This window comes from Sphingobacterium faecale (assembly GCF_016746095.1).
GTDB lineage: Bacteria > Bacteroidota > Bacteroidia > Sphingobacteriales > Sphingobacteriaceae > Sphingobacterium > Sphingobacterium faecale.
Genome location: NZ_JAERTY010000001.1, coordinates 710,259 through 728,500, shown reverse-complemented (window position 1 = coordinate 728,500; position 18,242 = coordinate 710,259). Strand labels below are relative to the sequence as shown.

Genomic DNA, 18,242 nt, shown 5'->3' with positions numbered 1-18,242 from the left:
GGTAAATCCTTTTCAATGGCTCAAATACGCCTTGGAAAACATCATGTCCATAAACCATAAAAACTTAAAGGACCTTTATCCGCAGAACTTCAAAAATAAGCCCACCTGTAGTTTATAGGCCGGATACGAATGTGTTCCAGCACCCGTCGGTAATTATTCGCACATCACCATAATCCCTAGAAACTGTGACCTATATACTTTTTCGGGGCAGATTGGCATTGACAATAATGGAGATATTCCTAATTCTATTAATGAGCAGATAACTTATACGTTTGCTAATATCGAAAAGCTCTTGAGAAATCAGGGATTATCTCCAGATAATGTAATCAAAGTGAACATCTGGGCTACAGAGGAAATTGATTGGAGTTATATGGATGCCGAATGGGAAAAACTATTTGGAAAGTTATATCCCTCCATGACGATAGTCTATGTGACAGCACTAGGACTGCCAGAACTGAAGATAGAAATTGAAATATGGGCTGCAAAAAATTAGCTATTAAACTATTATCAATTCAGCTATAAACAATAAACAAAGTGTTTCAATAAGATATACACATGAAATTATACCCTACAATTGAAGAGGTCTTTGAACAACCTCTGAGTTTTTATAAAACAGTATTCTTCCCGCTCCTCACCATTGATCTGGAGGCTATGGACAAAGGAGAAGGAAAAGTTCATTTTCTGACAGTATGGGGAAATGGAAACCCTGAATTAAACTTTAAAGACGAACTGTTTAACTACGATTATATCAGATTTGATTGGTCAGGTGACAAATACAGTTTTACAGGAGACCTTAGCAGTATAGAAACATTCGGCAAACTAGAAGAATGGTATCTAGAAGCCGAAGAGGAGTATGTACTGAATAAAGTGGACTATCTTACGCATAAAACCTGGGAAGAGGTCAACAGCAGCCACCTGGCAAAACAGAATAAGCGTCGAGAAAAAATATCGTTTGAATACTACCATTATGTAAAGGGACTGATAAACTACTGGGTAACGAGAGACAAATATTTGGAAACAGGCAAATTTATCCAAGGAGGAGCCTATACAGATGATGACTCTGATCATGAAAGAAAGATCTATAACAAGCTGAGCAAAACAGGAATAACAACCCGTAGTAACGAATTGATCGGCAAAGTAACGGGATATGATTACAGTGGATTTGGGGAAGACGAAATCAGTCTCTATATCGATCGGAAACAGAGCCAAGTGTTTCAAAAGTTCAGCTGGTCTTAAGCAAGAAATCGCATACATAGTCTAACAAAAAACTGAATATGAGTTACAGCTTTTTGTTAGGCTATCTCGATAAAGCGCCATAACATAAGGATATGTGATGAATAGATCTTGTTTACCTCTAGCGCAATAGCAAAACAGACGTCTCTCTAAAATAGACGTTTCGATATGCTGACAGCCTGCTCAGCAATTATCTTTTATTCAGCTAAAAAGAAGCAGTAAGATAAAAATAACATTTAACCAAAATAAGACACTCGTTCTAAGATGAAGGGGATTAATGTGATTATTTGTTGCCATAAAATTATTTTATTAAATCTATACGCTACAACAACCTCTACCTCAGTCTCATTTACCATCTTTGTACAACTGAAATCTACCACATGTGTTATTCTTAGCAGTAGAATCTGATGTTCTACAGGACTAACTAACCTAGGGCAGCCACAGTTAAAAATCACAAAAAAGACATTAAGCACTTCTTAATCAATACCTGCAAAACACATCGCTTTTCCAGATATTATTAGGTAGATGTTCTGGAGCACTTTAACTGACAACACTCAGGGTTTTATTTTGTTTTAATTATTTTAAATTTTCTATACTTATGGTTATATTTTTATTTTCGAGTTACATTATCATCCCATAGATCTCCTTTCGTCCACCATAAGTTCAAAAAGGGCTATATGATATAACTAGAATCGAACCAATCCATGAAGGATCGATTTGCGAATTATAGAATAACATACAAATATCTAGTAGAATTATACCTACAAATCGGACATTCACTGGTTATAGGGATATAAACTCTCCACAAAACAGCCTACCTTTACACCTGATAAAGGTTTTCCAGAGAAAAATGAAGGATTATCAACTGCAGATAAAACGCATCAAAGACAAACTAGTACAAGCCAAAATAGCTGATAAAGACTTTAAAGTCTTTGGCGCAGATGCACATTTATACAAATTGAACGCTCCTGTCGACTTGAAAACAGTAGAGGATTTTGAACGTCAATATGATATTACCCTCCCTATTGCCTACAAACTATTCGTTACTGAGATAGGCAGTGGCGGAGTTTCCTATAACGGTTCAGGAGCAGGCCCTTACTATGGGTTATATCCCTTTGGTGAACACTTTGCTGTTTCTTACGGCGATTGTAAAGCGAAGCAAATTCAATCCCCGGCAAAGATCTCCCCTAATATAACAAAGGAAAAATGGCAGTCTGAAGTGAATTATGTCGACGAAGCCGGAGATGATGATAGCGAATTTGACAAAAGGGAAGCCGCACTATGGGGAGGAATCTTTATAATAGGTACTCAAGGTTGTACCTTTCATCACGCTTTACTGATCAACGGCCCGCATATGGGCCGAATAGTGAATATTGATGATGGGGATCGACAATTGCCGCAATTTTCGTTTGAATCGGACTTTCTTGATTGGTATGAACGTTGGCTAGACGATGTCATAGAAGGAAACCTCTCTGAACGAAACTCTGGATCATTTGGTTATCAGATGGGTGGCCGACAGGAAGACCTACTGACCTTGTATAGTAAATCTCATGACCTGGGAATTAAACAGCACGCATTAGAGGGCTTATTATTCAAGAAAAAATTATCGCCTTCTATCCTATCTCAATTAGAACAGAGCTTTGATGAGCAATCACAAGAAATACAGTCTACCCTAACTGAAGTTCTATTGGCACATGACTATATCCTTGCTGTCCCCTATTTGGATAAACTGTTTAAAAGCAACATCAACAGAGCTGTAAAGCTGATTCATTCGTATGCTAAGGAGCATAAAAAGGAATGGGTACCACTTGTCAAAGGCAGCTTCCACAATGAGATGGATGAGGAAGCCTTCCGTTTTGCATCTTATATCCTACAAGAGGATCCAACACTCGATTTTGAAGTTCTTAAACCTTTTGTCCATCATGAAAATCCGGCCATAAGATCGCAAGTGTTCTATACGTTCAGTTTCCTGAAAGACAAGAGCAATTACGAACAGGAATTCTTGATTGGACTGGATGAACCCAACAAGAATGAAATCATTACAGTGCTGCAATCGCTTGGTGATTTCAAGACGAAGGCTATTCTAAAAAAACTACAGGAACTGGTGTACAAATTTCCCTATACCGTTGTGGAGCCGGACGAAGACGAGATGATCTATTATACCGATAATACTGATGATCTTGTGTATATAACAAGTAATCTCGAAAGTGTGCTGGCTCGATATGACTTGGATCATGATTCCGTAAAGACAATCGATGTGGATCAATTCGAATTAGCGTAAGGGATATTGATCAACATAGAAACATGATTTCCTATATTTGTTAAAACCAGGTCGCAAAGAAAGGTATATCCTAAAAAACCGTCGATTATTTTAGATTAGCCGGCGTTTTTACGATCCTTTGTGGTGTGGAGAGCGTTACGATAAGAGATTCCCCATTTCGCTATTTCGTCAATAATTGGACCTAATGTTTTTCCATATTCCGTTATCTCATAGACTACAGTAATTGGTTTGGTCTGCTGTACTGTACGTGTCACCAATTGATTTATTTCCATATCCTGAAGTTCTTTTGACAGCATTTTAGAGCCGATGCCCTCTACTTCCCGCAACAGATCCATGAAACGCATTTTATCCGTCTCGAGTAAAGTGCCCAGAATATGGAACTTCCACTTGCCTGAAAGAATCTCCATCGTATCCCTGATAGCAGTTATCCTTGTTTTACAGGTTTCACTATAATTGACTGACAGCTTTTTTTTCATAACATTCAGATATTTTCTTGTCTATTTCTCATTGTTACAAAGTTATGGAACTCTATACAACTTCCCAATTGGAAAGTAGTTTCCAAAAGGAAACTGATGCGTATTGTACAGTGACTTTACTTTAAATTTGCGGGCAATAAAATCAAACAACAATAAGATATACAAAATGAAGAAAACGTTTATTTTAGCATTCGCAGCAGCAACATTATTTGTGTCTTGTCAGGGATCAGGCGGTGATAAAACAGCTACCAGCAGCCAGCAAGAGGTAGCAGAACAAAAAGGAGCAACGTATGTATTGGAGCAAGATCAAAGTTCGCTAAAATGGACGGGGTATCATAAAGGTGGTTTTGATCCAAGATTTGGTACATTAAAGACTGAAGGTACCGTAGCTGTAGAGCATAATGCAATAACAGGAGGCTCGTTTACAATCGATATTAATTCAGTAGCAACTGACGAGAAATCAGTAGACTTGGCTAAGACTGGTGGTAAAACAGCCGCTAATCTCGATGAGCACTTAAAAAACGAAGATTTCTTTCAAGCGGACAAATTCCCGACAGCTAAGTTTGAGATCACGGGTGTTACGGCTTTTGACAAAGCCAATGATAAAAGTGTAATCGAAGGAGCAACTAATATCGTCAGTGGTAACCTAACCATTAAAGACAAAACTGTAAACGTCACATTTCCTGCTAAGGTAGATATCACTGCCGATACGGTGCATGTGGTATCAAAATTCACCATTAATAGACAGGATTGGGGATTGACATACGGAACAGACGGAGATCCGAAGGACTGGGTAATCTCCCAAGAGATCGACATCGAATTGAATATACACGCTAAAAAATAGTGTGACTATGATTTTCTCTGCCTAAGGTTACAGGCAGAGAAGATTGCCATTATAAGGCATTGTACTCCTCCTACGCAGCACAGCATGTTTTATATGTTAGGCTAAAAACCATTATTTCTATATCTTCGTGCCTATGGAAAAGAAAATAACCGTTTTATTCGTATTGCTTTGCAATATATTCTTTCTTTGGGCACAAGACAGTACCGTTTATAAAGGGGTAACGATTCAACAAGGCGATCTTTTGTTCGTGGGTGCCCAACCTGAAAATTTATCCGGTGCCATCAATCGGGTGACGCAACGCAATGCCGGTGATTCTTTTTCCCATATCGGGCTTATAGAAATCATACAAGGTATCCCTTACATCCTGCACGCTACGGGTAGTAAAGGTTCCGTAAAGGAATCTTTGGATAATATGATCGGTGACAATGACAGACAGCAATATGTCGTCTATCGAATCGACAGCATGTACATGGAGGCCATTCCTAAGGCATTGGAAAAAGCGCATCAGATGCTTGGAAAGCCTTATAACTGGAGCTATGTACTGAATGACAGTTCATACTACTGTTCGGATTTCGTAGAGCGGGCCTTCCGTCATATTGCACTCTTTCGACTCGAGCCGATGACATTCAAAAACCCGCAAACAGGTACATTTGATGATTTTTGGTTATCGTTTTATGATAAACTAGGAATAGCGGTGCCGGAGGGAGAGTTGGGCTGTAATCCGAATGGGTTAGCGGCCAGCACAAAAATCTATCGAGTAGGTATATTAGCAATGGAAAAATAGGTTAACTATAAAGGGTCGTTATGTGCGGCCCTTTATAGTTAATTTAATCCCCTATCACTAGCCATTTACCATTTTAACGGCAAGAATATGCTTACACAGTCCTCTTTTGCCCTGATGATTGGTAAACCAATTACAGGTGCACTGATACTTATCTCCCTGAATGATGACTGTATGCTGTACTCCTGATCCTTCTACGCGGGCTTCTATATAAGCTGCTGTATTCTTTATAAACTGAACACCGGCTGTTGCCACAAGTTTCTTTGCATTTTTGAGTCTTGGATTCAAAGCCAGAATCCGCTCCATCTTAAAGGGCAGTCGTCTGTAATAGTGTTGATGGCTATGTAAATCGTAGCCCAGTAGGCCTATAGATGACAGTGAAGCGGACAGCGTATCCATCGTATCGAAGTCTACATCATGTTCTATCGATAACATGGTCGGATCAAAGAGCTCATTGGACTTGAGCAAACCATTGACAGCATGTATCCATTCATCGGGTACAGCCTTAATCATGTTTTCAAGCACATTGCCCTCTCCCGAAAACCCTCTATAACTATCTGGCGAAAGTGCCAGAGTCAGTCTCATCTTTCCAAAATCAGCTACAAAGGCGGCACTTTCCGCTCCTTTCTCTTGATAAACGATCAATTTGTCGGCGTAGGTCAGCAATCCCTCCAGAAGTCTTAACCGTTGTATACCTCCAATACGGACGGCATCGCCCGTACCAATCGGTGAAAAGATAAACCTATTGGCCCGCTTAGTCAGATAGAACTCTCCTTTCGCATTTCCTTTGGGAATCCCTTGAAATAGCTGAATAAGCTGTATCTTATTCAATTCAAACTGTACCTCCATACCTGCCAAGTACAATTGCACAGAGGTGAGTCCTTTGATCCAACGTGGTGGTAAAGTTACTTTCTTTTCAATGACTTTGGCTTTATCTGTACTGATAGCGACTTCTTGACTTCCTACCCCAAGCACCATCTTTTCTGTCTTTTTTACAGCATTCAAAGCATTGAGCATAGGCTCATTGAAATCTACGTTGGTCGTACCACTTGCTATAAATTCGCCGTCTATAGCGTCTTCTAATAAATCCAATCGTGCATACACGCCGTTACACGATGAAAAACCTTCAAAACGGATCTGATTAGTTCCCGCAGAGACGATAGGGTCGCGGAGACTCGGAGGCACGGGGCCAAAACTGGAGCGCACGACTTTGGACAAGGTCAATAGGCATTTAGAGGTCAATAAGGGGTCAGTCAAACTTCCCCAAAAGAAACAGGGCACATTGGCCACTTCAGCCAGTTCCGACTGATGTGCCAACACCAATTGCTGTATCCCCGACTGTTGGGTCAGCTGCGACTGTCTTGCATAGCTAATTGCTAAATCTTGTTCTGCCATATGGTTATTTTCTTATTTTCTTTAAAACCGGTTGTAGGCTTTTATACGCTTCCAAGCGTTCGAATACCTGACTCTGTTCTGCTGTGAGACTATGTTGTTCCTTCGTCTGCAGATCATAGTAATACGCTATTATTTTTTTAAAATTGGTAGGCATCTTATCCGCTGGACTATAATGCTGCAATGCGACATCCAACACCTGCAACAGGGCATTGTTATGCCTGGAAGAGATATCTCGGCATTGTTCCAAAACCTCTACAAAGCGACCTATCGGCCCATAACCATGACTCAGTAAAACACCTAAGCACTGTCCTAATACATCCGGTTGCAATCTATTCTCCTCTATAGCTGCTATCAGCACCTCGACTGACATCGCACGCACCTCTTTTTCTTTGTTAAAGGTGGACGTGGCCAAATACAAATTAGACTGCCCGTCCATTCTGAAAAAACCGTGCAGCATCTGATTCAGATAGGACGCTGGAGCCTTCCCTCCTATATCGCTCTTGCTATTGAATCCTAATGTCAAGAACATAGAAAGACTCTCGGTATTCTGTGGCATCAGACTATGCAAATAAGGGATATCCATCCTATGGAGGTAATAGGCCGCAATAGAACTCTTGCCGCGGCTATAGATATCTTTATGATATAGAAAAGTATCTACGCCTTGCTTGAATGCAGGTAGTGGATAATTCAATTCATCCCCATTGTATACTTGTTCAGATTTTCTGGTCACGTAATTATACCCATTGTAGTAGGTAGGCTCAATGGTCAGTGCCGGCCGAAAAGGTCTGGCCGCAAATGGGATATCGGTTAACGGCTCCTGATCAAACTCCTCGAAATATTCATCGGGATAATGGCTACGCGCCACGGTGGCCCATACACCAAGCCACAGTAACTCTGCTGAGTCTTTCGAACTCAATAGATTCTTGAGCCATGACCGCTGTTGTGTCTTGATAGCCGTATCGACCCCGAATGCATAGTTTAATACCTCGCGCATCTGCGGATCATTTACCTGCGAGACCAAAGGTATGGCCTCATCTAGATCCTCCCGTACGGTGCGGCTCAATGCAATCGCTAAATCGACAAAATCGATCTTCACTCCTGCCTGTTGATAGTCGAGAATACGTTGGGTCAATACTGCAGGAGCAATCCAAAAAGGCTTATGACTTGGCAAGCTCAATAATGGTAGGGTTATCCCGTCTATGAGATGCTGTTGCAACTGTTGCATCTGATTTCCCATAAGGCTCATCCATTTGGAATAATTGGTATTACGGTCCTTATTCTGATGTACTGTCTTTGGCCTGTAATACATATTCAAGAATACACTTGAGAAATGATCAAAACAAGCAGATTCGCGGTAGATACCACTTAATTGCTTGATGTAAGGTTCCAGTTGTTTTCTATAATCGGCTGGAAATATTGGGGCAGATTGCACCCAAGCATTCATCAGTATTTCTATCGCGATGGGGTCTGTCCCACCGATCACTTCGCCTACCTTGAAGAAGATATCGTTCCATGTCTGCGGATAGTCTATTGTCTCGCTCAGATAGCTTACCTCTACTGGATCAAATGCATAGGCCTCCCTACTTTCTCCGTTCAGGACGGACAAGATCTCTTCTTCGGAATAAGCTTCGTCTTGAAATAAGGCCTGCATATCAGTCGCTACCGCCCCCATCATCTGAGGCCTGTAAATCTGTAATTTAGAGGCCAGTTCTTCGCTGGATTCCTGCTGATGTTTCAAGATGAATTTGGCGGCTCTCTCCTGCAGTGCTAAATCTGGGATCATAAACAGATCTGCTGCCAGCAAGGCAAGACGTGCCTTTAGTTCCGGATATTGTTTTAATAGTTTATCAAACTGTATCAAAAGCGTCTTAAGACTGGCCTTAACGTCGCTGCGCATAAAAATTCCTTCACTCCAATCTAAAAACTCGGTCAATTGAAAATCAGGATGTGCCAAAAATGGTTTAAGATAGTCTACTGTAAAATTGACAACAGCACTATGTTCGGCGTGCAACAACGGGAAGAATTTCTGTTGATGGCTCAAAACGACGTCTTCTGGCAATTGCAGACGCTCTATCAGTTTTCTAAAGTAACTTTTGAGATTAATATTCCAATTTTTGGTCTGGGCTTCCAACGCACCAGTTACAATCAGATCGCGATCGATCTTACCGTTCTCCAAGAGGGTGCTGAATACCTTGTCCCAGGTCAGTTCATTGACGCTACTTTGATAGCTGTAGTCCTGGTATATATTTTGAATATTGGTTTCATATTCAAATACCAGCGGAATATCCCGCTGAATAGTCAGCTCATCTTCGGTCAAAACCTTAAAATGTTTTCCCGACTCCTTGTAGTTGATCGATGATACAGAACCCGCATACAACTCGGGCTCAAACTGTATGTGTCCTAAGTCCTCTAAACGTCTCAGCTTGGAGTAGGTTAGTCTTTGCCACTCATTGCGTCGAGCCAATTGTAAGAGGTAATCTCCCAACCAATCGGGCTTAGCATATACTAAAATCTGCTCAACATCAGGACTTTCAACCTGCTCCATGAGTTCATAAAAAATATCCCAACTACCCGCATCAGATCCCGAAAAGGTGGCTAAAGCAAGTAATTTGACAATACGTTGCTGTTCCTTATTCCCTCTGGTTCCCCAATCGTACTGTGCCTTTTTGCGATACACGGGGTCTTTGGAGAGGTCGACATAATCAACCCAATATCTTTTGGCTGCACGGATTTCCTTTTTCAGCACTTCTAGATTACCGGTAGCATACTCTTCCAAATAAGGTATGATATCACTGACCTTACCTTCGCTGATCAATGTCTTCATCGCTGCGACCGCTTCTTCCTTGCGCTGGTTACTTGCTGTAAGCTTACGTGCAGACGTTGACTTGCCCGTAGATGGCACATCGACACTTCCATCTTCTGAATACCCTTTTTTTGTCTTTTCTGCGATGAGCTTTTCTGCGTCTTTTAGACACGCCTCTTCCGAATCGAATGTTTTACTTTTACTTTGTCCCGACGTCCCGTTGCGTCCGTATGTGACTGTATGAGTCGTGCCCTCTGTCCGTATCTCCCAAAATTTGTCTGATGTGCCGTCGATGTATTTTAGATGCTTTAACATGATATTTTTTAACCTATTTTCGATTCTTTCTTTTACTTCTTTCCTCTGAAATGTAATACAAAACTATGCACGGACAATTGTCATGCCATGCCTATTGTATCTATAAAAGCCACATTTCTTAACTAGACAACCTCCATATCAACAACAGTATTAAACAGGCTATCTGTTAAACCTTTACTCACCGAAATATAGAGAAATAAAAATTAGCTAGGAACACAAAGTTCAAATAACGATCTTTAGAAAGCAGTAATATGAAAGTTGGTTTCTAAGAATACATTAATTAAAAAATAGATATGGGAATGATAGCGGGTTACCTTATGGTTGATGAAGCAACTTTAGATGGTCTGATGGATCTAAAAAATGAGGATCTGGCCAATCGTATTTTTGAAATAGAAGAAAGCGGAGAGTCGGAATGTATGGATATTGACAAATTATGGGATGCACTGCACTTCTTTCTCACCGGTGTCTCTGCCGCCGATCCCATTGAAGAGAATAAGCGGAGTGAAGCTATCGTAGGTGTACACGGTTTCAACCTGGATGACGAGGAAGCTGATTTTATAGCCTGTGTTGAACAGGATGAACTACATGGTATCATTGACGCCTTGGAGAAAATAGACTTTGAATCCTTAAGTAAAAAATTCACACCTTCCGACATGGAGCCTCACGAGGTGTATCCCAATGGCATATGGCAGGAGGACAAAGCCTTACTGTTAGCAGAATTCAAACAGGCGTTGGCAGAGTTATTAGCTTTTTACAGGAAGGCAGTGGCCATGCACCGCCATGTTATCGTGAGTATTTTATAAGGTTTAATAAAGATACATCTTCTTCATCTTGGCCGTATCCACTTTCAAAACATCGGTCAAATAGTTCTCTACAGTACCAAATTCCTTTTTCATATAGACAATACCTGACTGGAGGTACTCCGGTTTAACTGTCAGCAACGGTTCTAAATTGGGATACTGATCGATATACTTCTTGTATTTATCAGCCAGAAAGATCTGCGACTGCATATAGTCCTGGAGCACTACGTCCTCGTCCACACCGAGAGCAAAAAGGAAAAGTGCCGCAGCCATACCTGTTCGATCCTTTCCGGCGGAGCAATGAAATGCTAAAGGCAGAGACTCTTCATTTTGCAGGAGTCTAAAGAAAGTCCGATATTGATTAATACTTTCTTGGTCAGTCAACAGGGCTCTATTCAAGTCCATCATCATCGTATCCAACTGTTCTTTCTGAAGCCTTACAACATCAGATAATGAGGATACGGAAAGATTGCCCGGAGCGATAGTCAGGTTATAAACCTTGGCATGATCAATCTTCTTACTGGGTTCCTGCTGTCTCTCCTCCTCTGTTCTAAAATCAACTACACTGGACAAAGACAAGCTATTAAGATATTGCAGGTCATTTTCAGTCAGATGTGCCCAATCTCCCGTACGAAATATTTCGCCCCACTTCACGAATCGGCCGTCAGCCGCTTTAACACCTCCAAGATCCCTAAAATTATATCCGCCTTCCATCGGTAACAAGCGCTCGGCAATAAGAGCGCTGCCTGTAGGCGTTACCAACTGGAAATACGAACGGTAGGAACGCTTTTCATGGACTGCAAACTCTCCTCTTCCCTCTCCTTGGGCCACAGGCTTAGACAGATCAATGGCAGCGACAGACCTGCCCTCGTATAATTTCCATTTTTCATCAACATCTAATATCAATTTTGGGTCATCGGTTTGTTTATCTCTCATTAGTATTGCTTTGTTTGTTAAATCTTGTCCTGTATAACCTATCCGATGCTGATTACATGCTGATAAGCTGAGGATAATTGATGATACAAAAATCAGTTTTTTCATGGTATTATTATTGCCATGGATTATACTCCACGTAATTTACAATTACCTGAAGGTAACCAATTTCACCAAGAAAAACGACTGTTGTCCCATAATTACGATAAAGTAAACTAACATCGAGTACAACAACGACCAAGACGAGAAAAACAGAATAAGCCCCCAGTTATCGTCAGGTTATTTTATCTTTGCGGTCAACTATTTTTTTTACATGAAATTATTGAAAGACCGTATCCTGAGGGATGGCAAGAGCTTTGAAGGCGGAATATTGAAGGTAGACAGCTTTATCAACCATCAAATGGATCCGATATTGATGAAATCGATTGGTGTTGAATTCGTACGTCGTTTCGGTCACTTGCCCATTAACAAGATTGTAACTATCGAAGCGAGTGGTATTGCTCCAGCGATCATGCTCGGCTACCTTCTAGAACTCCCTGTCGTCTTTATTAAAAAAGCTGTACCCAAGACAATGGAAAATATGTTGACTGCATCCGTATACTCTTTTACCAAAGATAAAACCTATGATATCTGTGTAAGTCAAGATTTCCTGACGCCCAATGATCAGGTCGTATTTATCGATGATTTTTTGGCAAACGGCAATGCTGCCATGGGCGTACATCAGCTTATCGAAAAAGCTGGAGCCAGTCTATTGGGTATGGGATTCATCATCGAAAAATCTTTTCAGAAAGGACATGAATCTCTGCGTGAATTGAACATACCTATAGAATCTTTGGCCCGTATCAAGTTTTTAGGTGACAATAGGATTGAATTTGAAGAATAACAAAACCCACTCCCTATAAACAGGGATTTTTGACGTAGAAGGCTTCGATAGTAAACTATGCTTCTACCTACCTACCACAAGAAAAACCCGAAAAGAAAGGCCTATTGGGACGACTCTTTGGTTAAAGATTATAGAAGACCTGATCGCATTTTTTACCGCTATCAGGTCTATACATCCTTCGATAGAACTATTGTTCCACTTTTACGCGATAGATCTTAACCATATCCAATCCCTTATCGCCAAGTGCCTTCATAAAGTCCTGCGTCAGATCAATAAGTTTCCCCGTTCTTACATCAAAAACCCACCCGTGTAGTGTCACCTGGTGATTTAATATCGCATGCTGTACTTCGGGAATCTTCACCAAATTTAAACACTGTTCGGCGACATTAAGTTCGACAAGCCTGTCATAACGCTCATCCATATCTTCTATGGCATTCAGGTACTCCTGATGCAGACGATATACGTCGCGAATACATCCCAGCCAGGGGTTAAGAATACCTAAGTGCTCATGCTCCATAGCCGATTTGACACCGCCGCAATTGTAATGCCCACAGACCACAATGTGCTTTACTTTCAGATGGCTCACCGCATACTCTATAACCGATTTAGAGTTCAAATCCGTATTAGGGATAATATTTGCAATATTACGATGTACAAAAACCTCCCCAGGTTCAACTCCCATCAGTTCTTCTGCCGAAACCCGACTATCCGAACAACCTATATAAAGAATCTCAGGAGATTGCCCTGCTGCCAGCTTTTCAAAATAAGTCGGATCGATAACAAGTTGCTTTTTAATCCATTCCTCGTTACTCTTAAAAATATTATTGATGTCTGTCATAATTAATTATTTGGAGTAAAATATTAATACATGTGTTTTCACTAAATGATAGATAGTAGGAAAGATACAACTATTATTTCCTAATCGTATTCGGATCACGTATTTTTTCAGCTATCCGACACCAAAAGCTATAACCCCTCCATCATTGTACTATATAATACGAATGCATATCTCTGCTTGCTACATGGTTAAATAAAAAAACCAAAACTTAATTGTTAGATTTATCTAATTTAATTCATACCTTTGTATAACTAAATGCAGCAGCGACTGTATATCAAAAAGCTTATGATGGATTTATCATCTTTACAGAAAGGGCAACAAGCGAAGATCAAAGGCATAAAAGAAGAGTGTCCATACGAAATTAAACAACGATTATTGGACTTGGGTTTTGTTGACGGAGCCGCTATTCGCATCCAAAATATAAGTCCACTGGGGGATCCAATTGCCTATGAGATACATCGTACATTGATATGCTTGAGAAAAGAGGATGCGCCATATGTACGTATTGAAATTAAAGAAGGGAACAACGATGATAAATAGTGCATGTGATAATTGTGAACTCAACCCCAATGCCAACCTCAAGAGACTGGGAGAAAGCGCTGGAGAAGCTCACTATACCATAGCATTGGCAGGCAATCCCAATACAGGTAAGAGTACGGTATTCAATGCGCTCACAGGACTCAAACAACATACCGGAAACTGGCCTGGCAAAACAGTCACACGAGCAGAGGGCAGATTTGCTTATCAAGATAGCACATACAAGATAGTCGATCTCCCAGGTACGTATTCCTTACTCTCCACATCAGAGGACGAAGAAGTAGCCAGGGACTTTATTCTATTCGGCAAGCCGGATGTCACGGTTGTTGTTGTTGATGCCAGCCGCCTAGAGCGCAACCTGAGTCTCGCTTTGCAGATTCTAGAGATTACGGATAAAGTGGTGCTCTGTCTCAATCTTATGGATGAAGCCGCTCGGCATGGCATTCATATTGATGTAAGAACCCTTTCTAAAGACCTTGGCATACCTGTAGTGGCTACTAGTGCGCGCCAGAAAGAGGGTATCTCCGAATTGCTCGCCGCTATTCGACAAGTAGCAACCGGAACATTTAATACAAAAAAACAGCAATACGTACACTTTACAGGTCACAGTGGTGAAGCCGTTGAAGATATTTCCTGGCAGTTGGCCCAATTGGATCCTAGCCTCCCCAATACACAATGGCTTGCTATGCGCCTTATCGAGGGCGATGCCCATATTGCAAATGCATTAAACAAGGGAGATATCTCCCCTCATATAAAAGACACCCATGCTGAAGCTATATTACAGGAAGCACATGCGTATCAAGAACAAATTGGCAATGAGTATCGTGACAAGATCGTAGAGGCTATATACACCAGATCAAATAAACTGGTGAAGGACACCGTCTCCTCAGATTTGTCCAGCCGATCATTCCGTATCGATCGCACCATCGATAATATCGTCACCCATCGCTTCTGGGGATTTCCAATTATGCTGATATTATTGGGACTTGTTCTTTGGTTTACCATTATCGGAGCCAACTATCCCTCAGAACTGCTTTCCACGTTATTATTAGAACAACTATATCCACTATTGAAGACCGCGGCTGGAGCCCTTCATCTCCCATGGTGGTTGGATGGCTTCCTGATTGATGGAGTGTACCTCGCGACTGCATGGGTGATTGCTGTGATGCTACCACCTATGGCCATTTTCTTTCCCCTCTTTACACTTTTGGAAGATTTTGGTTATCTACCTCGCGTAGCATTTAATCTCGACAGCCTATTTAAGGGAGCAGGAGCCCATGGCAAACAAGCTCTTACAATGAGTATGGGCTTTGGCTGTAACGCTGCTGGTGTAGTAGCTACTCGTATCATCAACAGTCCACGAGAGAAGCTGATTGCTATCATTACGAACAACTTCTCGCTTTGTAACGGGCGATGGCCTACACAGATATTAATTGCTACCATATTCTTGGGTGCTTTGGTTCCCAAACAATGGGCGGGCACTGTCTCCATGTTGGCGGTAGTCTTTATAGCTGTACTTGGTATAGCTTTTACATTTTTCACTTCTTGGTTGCTATCAAGGACATTATTGAAAGGAGAGTCTTCTTTTTTCACGCTTGAACTACCGCCGTACCGTCCGCCGCGTTTTCTACAAACAATCTATACCTCACTAATCGACCGGACATTGATCGTGCTTTGGCGAGCCATCGTATTTGCTGCACCAGCAGGTGCGGTCATCTGGCTGATATCCAATATCGATATTGGCAATCAGAGCATCGCACTTTGGATGATAGAGGGGCTCGACCCAATCGGAATACTAATCGGATTGAACGGTGTCATTTTATTAGCCTACATAGTGGCTATTCCTGCTAACGAAATCGTTATTCCCACCATCCTCATGCTTACGACTATGGTGTTAGGCAACACATCTATGGGACAGGGCACCGGCGTCATGTTTGAAGTGGGTGATGCTGAAGTAGCGACATTATTACACACGGCAGGATGGACTACCCTGACCGGTATCAACTTAATGCTTTTCAGTCTACTCCATAACCCCTGCAGTACAACCATTTACACCATATATAAGGAGACTGGAAGCGGTAAATGGACGACAGTTGCAACTATTCTCCCCATCTTGTATGGCATCATAGTTTGTTTTCTAGTTGCCAGCGTATGGAATTACCTCCACTAGACTAGGCAATATCTTATGCCTGGAGATTGCTTTTTAGCATCGTACAGTTTCTATTTAATTGGCACAAGTCCATCCAGAGCAATATATTTTTAGTACATTTACCACCTGCTTATCGCAAAACAAACGTAACTAAATAATATAATCTATGGTTTTTGGACTATTTGAGACGCTTACCACGGCCTGTCTAGTACTTATTTTAGGATTTTTTATTGTAAAAAATGTAAAATTTTTCCGGGATTACAATATACCTGAACCCGTGGTGGGTGGCTTTTTTATTGCTATAATCCTGTATCTTATTTATCATTTCTATGGTATTAGTTTCCAGTTTGAAGGCTCCTTGCAGACCGCAATGATGCTCATATTCTTTTCTTCGATCGGATTGAGTGCTGATTTTGCCAAATTAAAAAAAGGAGGTAAACCACTTCTTATTTTTATAGGTGTGACCGGAACATTCATTTTTTTCCAGAACATTTTTGGAATCTCTATAGCGAAACTAGTAGGCTTAGACCCGAGTTACGGATTAATAGCAGGCTCTATTACATTGACAGGTGGACATGGGACAGGAGCTGCCTGGGCCGAAAATTTAACAGATACCTTTAAAATTGAAGGTGCTATGGAGCTAGCTATGGCTTGTGCTACTTACGGACTAGTCATGGGCGGTATAATCGGAGGCCCCGTGGCAAAATTCCTTTTAAAAAAGAACCACATAAGTCCATCTGCTAAACTAAATACCGAAGAGGTCCCTCTAGAACCCTTTGAAAATCCAGAATCGAAACGTCGGATGAACGTTCACAACGTGATCGAGACCCTGACCATGCTCGCTATCTGCGTGACCGTTGGACAGTTTCTATACGAAAGTATGAAAGGCTCTGCTTTTGAACTTCCTAACTTTGTATGGAGCTTGCTGATCGGCGTAATCATACGTAATATACTTGCTCATACGACCACCTATATCGTTAACGATCATGCTGTCGATACCCTTGGCAATACGGGTTTATATTTATTTTTAACAGTCGCCTTGATGTCCCTACAGCTTTGGCAACTCTCTGGTCTTGCGTCCCAGATCCTTATCGTATTATTGCTACAGACACTTATGATGATCCTATTTGCTATTTTCGTGACCTATCGCGTCATGGGCAAAGATTACGATGCCATTGTACTGAGTGCTGGACACTGCGGCTTCGGCTTAGGAGCAACACCTACAGCCATTGCCAACATGCAAGCGATTACACTTCGGTACGGTCCTTCTCATAAAGCATTTTTAATTGTGCCGATGGTAGGGGCTTTTTTTGTTGACTTGATCAACAACGTTTTCATCAAGTTTTTCGTTAGCCTATTGACCATGTAATTCCAAACAATGATCAAGTTCAAATATACGATTCTCTACGTTGCGGACGTGACGCAAGCAATATCTTTCTATGAACGCACGTTTCAATTTCAGAGAAAATTTATTACTCCCGAAAATGATTATGGCGAGTTAGATACCGGTGATACGACAATTTCTTTTGCTTCTCATACATTAGCTTCGAAAAACATAGCAGACGGTTTCATAACCAGTGATCTTTCTCAAAGCCCTTTGGGCATAGAACTCGGCATCACGACCGATACAGTCGAAGAACTTGTTCAGCAGGCTCTGCATAATGGGGCGACCCTTGTTGCATCTCCGGCACACAAAACTTGGGGGCAGACAGTTGCCTACATCCGAGATATCGATGGTTTCCTTATTGAAATCTGCACACCAATTTCATAATTAGAACATGAGATACCAAGCTCTATATAAATCACCTGAAGTGCCCCAATACAGTCACTTACGGGAGGCCTCGGGACTCTCGCCAAAGACCGAAGAAGCCGCTGCTATCGGACTCCGCAATTCACTGTGTTGTATCATTGTTATCGATCTTGAGAATGATAATGAACCAGTCGGTATGGGGCAGGTTGGTCGGTGACGGCGGA

16 protein-coding genes and 1 pseudogene are annotated in these 18,242 nt (G+C 41.4%); 12 read left to right on the top strand and 5 right to left on the bottom strand.

From position 1 onward, the window contains the following. Nucleotides 1–148: 148 nt before the first annotated feature. The 3 genes and pseudogenes from JKG61_RS02970 to JKG61_RS02960 form a co-directional block, all read left to right on the top strand. Nucleotides 149–493 (top strand): annotated as a pseudogene (locus tag JKG61_RS02970) (RidA family protein); the annotation flags it as partial. A 62-nt stretch (nucleotides 494–555) separates the two neighbouring features. Then, nucleotides 556–1,236 (top strand): hypothetical protein, encoded by a 681-nt coding sequence (locus JKG61_RS02965; RefSeq protein ID WP_202101493.1) that lies wholly within the window; start codon nucleotides 556–558, stop codon nucleotides 1,234–1,236. A gap of 847 nt (nucleotides 1,237–2,083) precedes the next feature. Beyond that, nucleotides 2,084–3,514, top strand: a complete 1,431-nt coding sequence (locus JKG61_RS02960; RefSeq protein ID WP_202101492.1) for an SMI1/KNR4 family protein — start codon at nucleotides 2,084–2,086, stop codon at nucleotides 3,512–3,514. Nucleotides 3,515–3,609: 95 nt separating this feature from the next. Here the strand turns inward: JKG61_RS02960 and JKG61_RS02955 are convergent, their stop codons facing one another. Next, entirely contained in the window at nucleotides 3,610–3,990 is a 381-nt protein-coding gene (locus tag JKG61_RS02955) for a winged helix-turn-helix transcriptional regulator (RefSeq protein WP_202101491.1), read from the bottom strand. Between the two features lie 166 nt (nucleotides 3,991–4,156). On the opposite strand from JKG61_RS02955, the gene JKG61_RS02950 reads away from it, so the two are divergent. Both JKG61_RS02950 and JKG61_RS02945 read left to right on the top strand, forming a co-directional pair. Continuing rightward, nucleotides 4,157–4,834 (top strand): YceI family protein, encoded by a 678-nt coding sequence (locus JKG61_RS02950; protein WP_202101490.1) that lies wholly within the window; start codon nucleotides 4,157–4,159, stop codon nucleotides 4,832–4,834. A 133-nt stretch (nucleotides 4,835–4,967) separates the two neighbouring features. Further along, entirely contained in the window at nucleotides 4,968–5,618 is a 651-nt protein-coding gene (locus tag JKG61_RS02945; RefSeq protein WP_202101489.1) for a YiiX/YebB-like N1pC/P60 family cysteine hydrolase, read from the top strand. Nucleotides 5,619–5,675: 57 nt separating this feature from the next. Here JKG61_RS02945 and JKG61_RS02940 read toward each other — a convergent pair whose 3' ends face one another. Further along, nucleotides 5,676–7,010, bottom strand: a complete 1,335-nt coding sequence (locus JKG61_RS02940) for an SWIM zinc finger family protein (protein WP_202101488.1) — start codon at nucleotides 7,008–7,010, stop codon at nucleotides 5,676–5,678. A 4-nt stretch (nucleotides 7,011–7,014) separates the two neighbouring features. After that, nucleotides 7,015–10,128 carry a DUF6493 family protein gene (locus JKG61_RS02935; RefSeq protein ID WP_202101487.1) on the bottom strand — a complete coding sequence of 1,038 codons (3,114 nt, stop codon included), beginning with the start codon at nucleotides 10,126–10,128 and terminating at the stop codon, nucleotides 7,015–7,017. A 293-nt stretch (nucleotides 10,129–10,421) separates the two neighbouring features. Between JKG61_RS02935 and JKG61_RS02930 the strand changes: the two genes are divergently transcribed. Next, on the top strand, nucleotides 10,422–10,931 hold the full coding sequence (locus tag JKG61_RS02930; RefSeq protein WP_202101486.1) for a YfbM family protein: 510 nt from the start codon (nucleotides 10,422–10,424) through the stop codon (nucleotides 10,929–10,931). A gap of 3 nt (nucleotides 10,932–10,934) precedes the next feature. On the opposite strand, the gene JKG61_RS02925 is transcribed toward JKG61_RS02930, so the two are convergent. Then, nucleotides 10,935–11,864 carry a tyrosine-protein phosphatase gene (locus tag JKG61_RS02925; protein ID WP_202101485.1) on the bottom strand — a complete coding sequence of 310 codons (930 nt, stop codon included), beginning with the start codon at nucleotides 11,862–11,864 and terminating at the stop codon, nucleotides 10,935–10,937. 310 nt (nucleotides 11,865–12,174) lie between these two features. Here JKG61_RS02925 and xpt point away from each other — a divergent pair, with 310 nt between their 5' ends. Then, entirely contained in the window at nucleotides 12,175–12,744 is a 570-nt protein-coding gene (xpt, locus tag JKG61_RS02920; protein WP_202101484.1) for a xanthine phosphoribosyltransferase, read from the top strand. Between the two features lie 187 nt (nucleotides 12,745–12,931). Here xpt and JKG61_RS02915 read toward each other — a convergent pair whose 3' ends face one another. After that, nucleotides 12,932–13,582, bottom strand: coding sequence for a carbonic anhydrase (locus JKG61_RS02915; RefSeq protein WP_202101483.1), 651 nt, complete (start codon nucleotides 13,580–13,582; stop codon nucleotides 12,932–12,934). Between the two features lie 285 nt (nucleotides 13,583–13,867). Here JKG61_RS02915 and JKG61_RS02910 point away from each other — a divergent pair, with 285 nt between their 5' ends. The 5 genes from JKG61_RS02910 (at nucleotide 13,868) to JKG61_RS02890 (ending at nucleotide 18,235) form a co-directional block, all read left to right on the top strand. Further along, entirely contained in the window at nucleotides 13,868–14,122 is a 255-nt protein-coding gene (locus JKG61_RS02910; protein ID WP_202101482.1) for a FeoA family protein, read from the top strand. Then, complete coding sequence (gene feoB, locus JKG61_RS02905; protein WP_202101481.1) at nucleotides 14,112–16,289, top strand: ferrous iron transport protein B; 2,178 nt, start codon at nucleotides 14,112–14,114, stop codon at nucleotides 16,287–16,289. The genes JKG61_RS02910 and feoB overlap by 11 nt, the downstream gene beginning before the upstream one ends. Before the next feature lie 145 nt (nucleotides 16,290–16,434). Beyond that, nucleotides 16,435–17,637 (top strand): sodium/glutamate symporter, encoded by a 1,203-nt coding sequence (gltS, locus tag JKG61_RS02900; RefSeq protein WP_202101480.1) that lies wholly within the window; start codon nucleotides 16,435–16,437, stop codon nucleotides 17,635–17,637. 9 nt (nucleotides 17,638–17,646) lie between these two features. Beyond that, nucleotides 17,647–18,039, top strand: coding sequence for a VOC family protein (locus JKG61_RS02895; RefSeq protein WP_202101479.1), 393 nt, complete (start codon nucleotides 17,647–17,649; stop codon nucleotides 18,037–18,039). A 7-nt stretch (nucleotides 18,040–18,046) separates the two neighbouring features. Further along, nucleotides 18,047–18,235: a hypothetical protein gene (locus tag JKG61_RS02890; RefSeq protein ID WP_202101478.1), complete on the top strand. Its 189-nt coding sequence runs from the start codon at nucleotides 18,047–18,049 to the stop codon at nucleotides 18,233–18,235. Nucleotides 18,236–18,242: the final 7 nt, after the last annotated feature.

What these genes read in the sequence shown, in the direction of transcription:
- JKG61_RS02965 (WP_202101493.1), top strand. Translation starts at nt 556, where the DNA reads ATGAAATTATACCCTACAATTGAAGAGGTCTTTGAACAACCTCTGAGT.
- JKG61_RS02960 (WP_202101492.1), top strand. Translation starts at nt 2,084, where the DNA reads ATGAAGGATTATCAACTGCAGATAAAACGCATCAAAGACAAACTAGTA.
- JKG61_RS02955 (WP_202101491.1), bottom strand. Translation starts at nt 3,990, where the DNA reads ATGAAAAAAAAGCTGTCAGTCAATTATAGTGAAACCTGTAAAACAAGG.
- JKG61_RS02950 (WP_202101490.1), top strand. Translation starts at nt 4,157, where the DNA reads ATGAAGAAAACGTTTATTTTAGCATTCGCAGCAGCAACATTATTTGTG.
- JKG61_RS02945 (WP_202101489.1), top strand. Translation starts at nt 4,968, where the DNA reads ATGGAAAAGAAAATAACCGTTTTATTCGTATTGCTTTGCAATATATTC.
- JKG61_RS02940 (WP_202101488.1), bottom strand. Translation starts at nt 7,010, where the DNA reads ATGGCAGAACAAGATTTAGCAATTAGCTATGCAAGACAGTCGCAGCTG.
- JKG61_RS02935 (WP_202101487.1), bottom strand. Translation starts at nt 10,128, where the DNA reads ATGTTAAAGCATCTAAAATACATCGACGGCACATCAGACAAATTTTGG.
- JKG61_RS02930 (WP_202101486.1), top strand. Translation starts at nt 10,422, where the DNA reads ATGGGAATGATAGCGGGTTACCTTATGGTTGATGAAGCAACTTTAGAT.
- JKG61_RS02925 (WP_202101485.1), bottom strand. Translation starts at nt 11,864, where the DNA reads ATGAGAGATAAACAAACCGATGACCCAAAATTGATATTAGATGTTGAT.
- xpt (WP_202101484.1), top strand. Translation starts at nt 12,175, where the DNA reads ATGAAATTATTGAAAGACCGTATCCTGAGGGATGGCAAGAGCTTTGAA.
- JKG61_RS02915 (WP_202101483.1), bottom strand. Translation starts at nt 13,582, where the DNA reads ATGACAGACATCAATAATATTTTTAAGAGTAACGAGGAATGGATTAAA.
- JKG61_RS02910 (WP_202101482.1), top strand. Translation starts at nt 13,868, where the DNA reads ATGATGGATTTATCATCTTTACAGAAAGGGCAACAAGCGAAGATCAAA.
- feoB (WP_202101481.1), top strand. Translation starts at nt 14,112, where the DNA reads ATGATAAATAGTGCATGTGATAATTGTGAACTCAACCCCAATGCCAAC.
- gltS (WP_202101480.1), top strand. Translation starts at nt 16,435, where the DNA reads ATGGTTTTTGGACTATTTGAGACGCTTACCACGGCCTGTCTAGTACTT.
- JKG61_RS02895 (WP_202101479.1), top strand. Translation starts at nt 17,647, where the DNA reads ATGATCAAGTTCAAATATACGATTCTCTACGTTGCGGACGTGACGCAA.
- JKG61_RS02890 (WP_202101478.1), top strand. Translation starts at nt 18,047, where the DNA reads ATGAGATACCAAGCTCTATATAAATCACCTGAAGTGCCCCAATACAGT.